The organism is Streptosporangium sp. NPDC005286 (genome assembly GCF_040607515.1).
Classification (GTDB): Bacteria; Actinomycetota; Actinomycetes; order Streptosporangiales; family Streptosporangiaceae; genus Streptosporangium.
On the sequence record NZ_JBEXGU010000121.1, the window covers coordinates 22448 to 29208 of the forward strand.

The window sequence follows — 6761 nt, forward strand, 5'->3', positions numbered from 1 at the left end:
AGGCTTCTCATGACCGATCTGTCATCGCTCAGCGAACTCGCCCCTCCGCCGTTCGCGACCCGTCACATCGGGCCCGACGACGCCGACCAGACCCGCATGCTGGAGGCGGTCGGATTCGCCTCCGTCGCCGACCTGGTCGCGGTGGCCGTGCCCGAGGCGATCCGCTCCTTCGCCCGGCTGGGTCTGCCCCCGGCGGCAGGGGAGTCCGAGGCCCTCGCCGAGCTGCGGGTCCTCGCCGGGCGTAACACCGTGCTCACCTCGATGATCGGCCTGGGCTACCACGACACGATCACCCCGGGTGTCATCCGCCGCAACCTCCTGGAGAACCCGGGCTGGTACACCGCGTACACGCCCTACCAGCCGGAGATCTCCCAGGGCCGGCTGGAGGCCCTGATCAACTTCCAGACCGTCGTCTCCGACCTGACCGCCCTCGACGTCGCGGGGGCCTCCCTGCTGGACGAGGCCACCGCCGCGGCCGAGGCGATGACCCTGGCCCGCCGCGCGGGCCGCACCTCGTCGAAGGTGTTCGTGGTCGACGCCGACGCGCTGCCGCAGACCAAGGCGGTGTTGCGCACCCGTGCCGAGCCGCTCGGCATCGAGCTGGTCGAGAGCGACTTCACCGGAGGGCTCCCCGACTGCTTCGGCGTGCTCGTGCAGTACCCCGGCGCCAGCGGCAGGATTCGCGACTTCCGCGCCATCGCCGACGCCGCCCACGCGTGCGGTGCCCAGGTGGTCGCCGCCGCCGACCTGCTCGCCCTCACCCTCCTGGCCGCGCCGGGCGAGCTCGGCGCCGACATCGCGGTCGGCTCCTCGCAGCGCTTCGGCGTCCCCCTCGGCTTCGGCGGTCCGCACGCCGCCTACATGGCGGTCCGTGACGGCCTCCAGCGCCAGCTGCCCGGCCGCCTGGTCGGCGTCTCCCAGGATGTCGAGGGACGTCCCGCCTACCGGCTCGCGCTCCAGACCCGCGAGCAGCACATCCGCCGGGAGAAGGCCACCAGCAACATCTGCACCGCGCAGGTGCTGCTCGCCGTGATCGCCGGCATGTACGCCGTCTACCACGGCCCCGAGGGCCTGCGCAGGATCGGCCGCCGCATCCACCGGCACGCCGTCGTGCTCGCCGAGGGGCTGCGCCAGGGCGGCGTCGAGGTGGTCCACGACACCTTCTTCGACACCGTGCTCGCCCGCGTGCCCGGACGTGCCGCCGGAGTCGTCGCCGCGGCCCGGGAGAACGGCGTCAACCTGCGCCTGGTCGACGCCGACCACGTGGGCGTCACCTGCGACGAGAGGACCGAGGTTCTCCATCTGGAGCAGGTCCTGGCCGCCTTCGAGGTCAGCGGCACCGTGCTGGCCGACCTGGACGCCGCCGCGCACGACGCGCTGCCCGGCGCGCTGGCGCGGGTCGGCGACTACCTCACCCACCCGGTCTTCCACAGCCACCGCTCCGAGACGGCCATGCTGCGCTACCTGCGCAGGCTCCAGGACAAGGACGTCGCGCTGGACCGGTCGATGATCCCGTTGGGCTCCTGCACCATGAAGCTCAACGCGACCACCGAGATGGAGCCGATCACCTGGCCGGAGTTCGCCGGGCTGCACCCGTACGCGCCGGAGGACCAGGCGGCGGGCTACGCCGAGCTGATCGGGGAGCTGGAGCGCTGGCTGGCCGAGGTGACCGGTTATGACGCCGTGTCGATCCAGCCGAACGCCGGCTCCCAGGGCGAGTTCGCCGGTCTCCTGGCGATCCGCGCCTACCACACGGCGCGTGGCGAGTCGGATCGTGACGTCTGCCTGATCCCCTCGTCCGCGCACGGTACCAACGCCGCCAGCGCCGTGATGGCCGGCATGCGCGTCGCCGTGGTCGCCTGCGACGACAACGGCAACGTGGACCTCGACGACCTCGTCGCGAAGATCGAAAAGCACCGCGACCGGCTTGCCGCGATCATGGTGACCTACCCGTCCACGCACGGCGTGTACGAGGAGACGATCGTCGATGTCTGCGAGCTGGTGCACGAGGCCGGCGGGCAGGTCTACGTCGACGGCGCCAACCTCAACGCGCTGGTCGGCCTGGCCAGGCCGGGCGAGTTCGGGGCGGACGTCTCCCACCTCAACCTGCACAAGACCTTCTGCATCCCGCACGGCGGCGGCGGCCCCGGTGTCGGCCCGGTCGCGGTCCGCGCCCACCTGGCCGACTACCTGCCCGGTCACCCGCTGCGCGGCGGCTCGGCGGTCGGCCCGGTCTCGGCCGCCCCGTACGGCTCCGCGGGCATCCTGCCCATCTCCTGGGCCTACATCCGGATGATGGGTGCCGACGGGCTGAAGGCGGCCACCGAGCAGGCCATCCTGTCGGCCAACTACCTGGCCCGCAGGCTCGGCCCCCACTACCCGGTTCTCTACACCGGCCGCGGCGGCCTCGTCGCCCACGAGTGCATCATCGATCTGCGCCAGATCACCAAGGAGACCGGGGTGACGGTCGACGACGTGGCCAAGCGCCTCGTCGACTACGGTTTCCACGCGCCGACCATGTCCTTCCCGGTGGCCGGCACGCTGATGATCGAGCCGACCGAGAGCGAGGACCTGGCCGAGCTCGACCGGTTCTGCGAGGCGATGATCGCGATTCGCGGTGAGATCGAGAAGGTCTCCTCCGGCGCCTATGACAGGGTCGACAACCCGCTGCGCAACGCCCCGCACACGGCCGGCAGCCTCGTCGCCGACGAGTGGGAGCACCCCTACACCCGCACCGAGGCGGCCTACCCGCTGCCCTCGCTGCGCGAGGGCAAGTACTGGTCGCCGGTCCGCCGCATCGACCAGGCCTACGGCGACCGCAACCTGGTGTGCTCCTGCCCTCCCCTGGAGGCGTACGAAGACTGATCCGCACCGCGGCCCGCGTCTCGCGAGAACCACGTATCCGTAGGGAATGCGGGAGGACGGACGGCGCCCCGAGTCGTTAGGCTCGGGGCGTCTCCGTATCCGGGAAGGACCCTGCATGCCTGAGGTGGACACCCGTCCCTTGGACACCGCGCGAAGACTGGCCGAGTCCGGCGACCTCGACGGCGCCGCCGTGATCTTCGCGGAGCTGGCCGCCGACCCCGACGAGCCCGATCGGGCACAGGCGGCGGTGGGCCTCGCCGTGGTGCTCCAGGAGCGCGGAGACGTGCCGGGCTCCCGCGCGGCCGCGCGCACCGCACTGGCGACAGGGCACCCGGAGTTCGCCGCCCAGGCCGCCTGCCTGCTCGCGGGGAGCTTCGAAAGGGAGGGGATGGCCGACCAGGCCCGCGCCGCCTGGCAGGCCGCGCTGGGCGTCGGCCACCCCGCCTACGTCCCGTCGGCGCACATGGCCCTCGCCAGGCTCGCCACGGACGCGGAGGAGGCCGAACGGTCGCTGCGTGACGCGCTGGCCACCGGCGACCCGGAGGTCGCCCCTCGGGCCGCTCAGCGGCTGGCGGAGGCGCTCATCGAGGAGGGTGAGCCGGGGGAGGCCGCCCAGGTGCTGCTGGAGGCGCTCTCGGTGCCGGACGCGGCCGAGGTGCCGAGGCTGCGGGTGATGCTCGGCATCGCCCACCTGGAGCTGGCCTGCGCCGAGTTCTCCGGTGCGATCGAGGAGGGCGGCGACGTCGAGACCGGCGCGCTGGCCATCGAGCTCCTGGCCCGCACGCTCCCGCTCAGAGGACGCGGCGAGGACGCCGAGCGCGTTTGGCGCTATGGCCTCGACAGCGCCGACGCCGACCTCGCCGGTGAGGTCCGCCTCCGCTGGGGCCGCGACGTCTGAACCCCTGGGACGTCCGTGCCAGGGCTTCGGGGGCGGTGTCCGGTGTGACCGGAGCGCACCCGGCGGGACGCCGGTCGCTCCTTCCGGGGCCCGGAACGGTCAGTCGCGCTCCCGCCGGCGGCTCAGGGCGTGGGCGACGTTGATCGCGATGATGCCGCCCCAGGCCAGCAGCAACCCGGCGCTGCCCGCCTCGGACGCCGCGATGGCGGTCAGCGGGATGCCCATGCCCATCGAGGCGAGCGCGATCGGGATCGAGGAGTTCCCGGCCTTGCGCGGCGGTGTCCCGCCTACCCCGGCGGCGTGCATCTCGGCCCGCACCCGCTGGGTGATGGTCACGTCCAGGCGCGACACGAACGACTCGATGAGGGCGGTCTCATAATCCGGCCCGAGATCACGGCGGGCCTCGAGAGTGGCCCGCATGTCCTGGCGGATATCTTGGTAATCCTGCACCCTTCGATTGTTCTCCTTCACCGGCCGTCAGGCATCAGTCGTTAGGACGAGATCCGTGTCCGTCTCCGAGCCCATGTCCCGTCCGGGTACCGTCCCGCCCCTGGAGATCGCGACTCCGCACGGCCCGGCCCTGGTGGAGATCGACGAGGTGGCCTCCCCGCGCTTCCTGCTGGTGCTCACCCACGGCTCGGCCGGGGGAGTGGACGCCCCCGACCTGCTGGCGGTGCGGGACGCCGTGACGGCGGCCGGCGGGACCGTCGCGCGGGTGCTCCAGCCGTTCCGGATGCGCGGTGCCCGCGCGCCGGGCTCGGCGGCCAGACAGGACGAGGCGTGGGAGACGCTGGTGGCCGTCCTGCGCGAGCGCTACCCGGGGCTGCCGCTCGCGCAGGGCGGGAGGAGCAATGGGGCCAGGGTCGCCTGCCGTACGGCCCGGCGGGTCGAGGCCCGCGTGGTCGTCGCGCTGGCCTTCCCACTGCACCCGCCGGGCAAGCCGGAGCGGTCACGCGCCGGGGAGCTGCGCGCGGCGGGTGTGGATGTGCTGGTGGTGAACGGAGACCGCGATCCGTTCGGCGTGCCCGAAGCGGCGGATGCCGCGCGCCTGGTCGTGCTGCCGGGACAGGGCCACGACCTCGGGAAGGACCCCGCCAGGGTGGGCGAGGTGGTCGCCGAATGGCTCGACGCGAGGATGCGGCCGGGCCCGTGTGAGCCCGTGTGAGTTCGGCGTGAGTGCCGTCAGGCGACGCCGGCCAGTGGCCGGTGTGGCTCGATGACGGCGCCGTCGGGGAGGAGCTCGCCGGTGTCTTCGAACAGCACCACACCGTTGCAGAGCAGGCTCCAGCCCTGCTCGGGGTGGGCCGCCATGGTGCGGGCGGCTTCGCGGTCCAGCGCCTCAGCGGGCGGACAGGACGGCTCGTGCGGGCACATCGGCGTGCCTCCGGATCTCTCGTGTCGGCTCGCCCGGGTCACGCCGGGACGGGATGGGCATCGGACATCCGGCGGGCACCGTCACCGATGGGTCTCCGTTCCCACGCATGACGGGGGACGAGCATCTGAATGTTGACATATGGCCATGCGAGCCCTGATAGAGCGAGGCTCGCACATCAAGCAGATCAAGTGTGCGATCGATCGCACCTCGGCGACATAGCCCGTTAGGACTGTTTACGAACTGCTAGAGGGCCAGTCCGTCAGGGCTTTATCAGGGGATGTGACCTATAACACAGCATGCCTCATATAAGGATATTCGGCCAAGCGCGACACGCCGCGAGTCAGGTAAACGATCGGTTACAACTTCCTGACGTGCGTCGATGTGAGCCTCCGCGTCCTACCGGTTATCGCGCGCCCAGGCCGGCCAGGAGTGCGTCCAGTCCGTACTCGAAATCGGCGTCCGCCCCGGGGCTGCCGCCTCCCTGCGAAGGGGGGCGCCAGGGCTCGTTCTCGTCGCCGGAGGGCTCGGCCCAGCCCGACTGCTGCACCTCCACCGCCACCGCGCCGAAGACGTAGGCCCTCAGCGCCCGCACCGCTCCGGCCGCGTCGGTCAGCCCCGCGTCGGCCAGCTGGTCGGTCTGCTCCCTGATCGCGATCGCGGCCCGGCCCCTCGGGGGCTTGGTCAGGGCCAGCGCCAGCACCCCCGGGTGCTCCCTGAGCGCGGCGCGGCTCGCCCGGCACCAGGCCCTCGCGCTCTCCTGCCAGCTCTCGCCCGGCTCGACGTGGACCGTGGTGACATGCTCGGCCAGCGCGTCCATGAGGGCGTCCTTGCCGCGGGGCAGGTGGTGGTAGATGGCCATCGCCTCCACCTGGAGCGCGTCGCCCAGCCGTCGCATGGTCAGGCGCCGGAGCCCCTGGCCGTCGGCGATGTGGAGGGCGGCGTCGATGATGCGCTCCCTGGAGAGCGGGACGGGTGGTCGCTTGGCAGGCATGGGGGCATCCTGTCACCGGTGACCTTACTGCGTAAAGGAGGGCGCGCCGGGCAGATCGATCCGCTCCGCTCACCACCGTTCCGCGCACGCCCGGTACCGCGAGCCGGCTCCCGGTACGGCTGATCCCGAGTACGTGAGGTGGGGATGAACGGCGTAGGCTACGACCGGTGACCTGCCGGAGGCGACCCGGCGACCGGCGAGAGAGGGCAGAAGATGGCGTTTTTCCGACCGAGCGTGAGCCGGGAGGCGGAGGTTCGCTACCACGCTGACCAGGAGGTCGGGAAGGGCTTCCCCGAGCTTCTGGAGAAGGCGCGCGCGGCCGAGGCCGACCTGCGCCGGGCGCAGGCCGATCTGGCTCCCGTGCCGGAACTGCGAGCCGCCGGGCTGGCCTTCGACAGGGCGCTGACCGAGGCCCTGCGCGCGGCCGAGGCCAACCAGCGCGCGACGTTCGGCATCAAGTCGTACGACGACCGGATCCGCCGCCGCAAGGGCAAGGCCACCCCCCGGGGCGCCGAGTGGACCGCCGAGGTGGACCGCCTGCGCACCCTGCGCGAGCAGAACCGGCTGACCGGCATCCCCCGGGTCCCGCGCCCGGCCGCCGCCCGCTGAGCCGGGCGGGGCGCCCGGCGCAG

General features: G+C 72.5%; 7 protein-coding genes. 4 read left to right on the plus strand and 3 right to left on the minus strand.

What is annotated here, in order from left to right; all coding sequences use genetic code 11:
• The first annotated feature begins 9 nt into the window (after positions 1 to 9).
• A complete protein-coding gene (gene gcvP, locus ABZU75_RS32755; protein WP_355562692.1) occupies positions 10 to 2865 on the plus strand; it encodes an aminomethyl-transferring glycine dehydrogenase in 2856 nt (951 codons plus the stop codon).
• A 115-nt stretch (positions 2866 to 2980) separates the two neighbouring features.
• The gene (locus ABZU75_RS32760) at positions 2981 to 3763 is read left to right on the plus strand and encodes a hypothetical protein (RefSeq protein WP_355562695.1); all 783 of its coding nucleotides are present in this window, start codon (positions 2981 to 2983) and stop codon (positions 3761 to 3763) included.
• 99 nt (positions 3764 to 3862) lie between these two features.
• Here ABZU75_RS32760 and ABZU75_RS32765 read toward each other — a convergent pair whose 3' ends face one another.
• Positions 3863 to 4183, minus strand: coding sequence for a hypothetical protein (locus tag ABZU75_RS32765; RefSeq protein WP_355562698.1), 321 nt, complete (start codon positions 4181 to 4183; stop codon positions 3863 to 3865).
• A gap of 103 nt (positions 4184 to 4286) precedes the next feature.
• Between ABZU75_RS32765 and ABZU75_RS32770 the strand changes: the two genes are divergently transcribed.
• A complete protein-coding gene (locus tag ABZU75_RS32770) occupies positions 4287 to 4928 on the plus strand; it encodes an alpha/beta family hydrolase (RefSeq protein WP_355562707.1) in 642 nt (213 codons plus the stop codon).
• 17 nt (positions 4929 to 4945) lie between these two features.
• Here the strand turns inward: ABZU75_RS32770 and ABZU75_RS32775 are convergent, their stop codons facing one another.
• Both ABZU75_RS32775 and ABZU75_RS32780 read right to left on the minus strand, forming a co-directional pair.
• Positions 4946 to 5137, minus strand: coding sequence for a DUF5999 family protein (locus ABZU75_RS32775; RefSeq protein ID WP_030915037.1), 192 nt, complete (start codon positions 5135 to 5137; stop codon positions 4946 to 4948).
• Positions 5138 to 5541: 404 nt separating this feature from the next.
• Entirely contained in the window at positions 5542 to 6129 is a 588-nt protein-coding gene (locus ABZU75_RS32780; RefSeq protein WP_350960124.1) for a TetR/AcrR family transcriptional regulator C-terminal domain-containing protein, read from the minus strand.
• A gap of 213 nt (positions 6130 to 6342) precedes the next feature.
• Here ABZU75_RS32780 and ABZU75_RS32785 point away from each other — a divergent pair, with 213 nt between their 5' ends.
• Entirely contained in the window at positions 6343 to 6738 is a 396-nt protein-coding gene (locus ABZU75_RS32785) for a hypothetical protein (protein WP_355562703.1), read from the plus strand.
• Positions 6739 to 6761 lie beyond the last annotated feature (23 nt).

Coding starts and splice junctions, on each gene's coding strand:
- ABZU75_RS32775 (WP_030915037.1), bottom strand. CDS start 5,137: ATGTGCCCGCACGAGCCGTCCTGTCCGCCCGCTGAGGCGCTGGACCGC.
- gcvP (WP_355562692.1), top strand. CDS start 10: ATGACCGATCTGTCATCGCTCAGCGAACTCGCCCCTCCGCCGTTCGCG.
- ABZU75_RS32770 (WP_355562707.1), top strand. CDS start 4,287: ATGTCCCGTCCGGGTACCGTCCCGCCCCTGGAGATCGCGACTCCGCAC.
- ABZU75_RS32780 (WP_350960124.1), bottom strand. CDS start 6,129: ATGCCTGCCAAGCGACCACCCGTCCCGCTCTCCAGGGAGCGCATCATC.
- ABZU75_RS32760 (WP_355562695.1), top strand. CDS start 2,981: ATGCCTGAGGTGGACACCCGTCCCTTGGACACCGCGCGAAGACTGGCC.
- ABZU75_RS32785 (WP_355562703.1), top strand. CDS start 6,343: ATGGCGTTTTTCCGACCGAGCGTGAGCCGGGAGGCGGAGGTTCGCTAC.
- ABZU75_RS32765 (WP_355562698.1), bottom strand. CDS start 4,183: ATGCGGGCCACTCTCGAGGCCCGCCGTGATCTCGGGCCGGATTATGAG.